Raw genomic sequence first — 261 nt, forward strand, 5'->3', positions numbered from 1 at the left:
CATTCACCATCATACTGATGGAATGCTCATTTCTAAGCTTTCATAACGCAGAAGCAGTAGTGGTGGAGCCAAACGGGATCGAACCGTTGACCTCCTGCGTGCAAGGCAGGCGCTCTCCCAGCTGAGCTATGGCCCCGTATTTCTACAGGCGTTTCCCACACAAAATTGGTGGGTCTGGGCAGATTCGAACTGCCGACCTCACCCTTATCAGGGGTGCGCTCTAACCAACTGAGCTACAGACCCAATTTCGGGCTGCTTCTT

Annotated in this window: 2 tRNA genes; both read right to left on the reverse strand. The window is 52.9% G+C overall.

Annotated elements, in window-relative coordinates:
* Positions 1-60 precede the first annotated feature (60 nt).
* Positions 61-136 (reverse strand) — tRNA-Ala (locus V3W40_RS34620).
* A 30-nt stretch (positions 137-166) separates the two neighbouring features.
* Positions 167-243, reverse strand: a tRNA-Ile gene (locus V3W40_RS34625).
* Positions 244-261 lie beyond the last annotated feature (18 nt).

It is taken from the genome of Pseudomonas sp. AM8, assembly GCF_036346475.1.
GTDB classification, from domain to species: domain Bacteria; phylum Pseudomonadota; class Gammaproteobacteria; order Pseudomonadales; family Pseudomonadaceae; genus Aquipseudomonas; species Aquipseudomonas marginalis.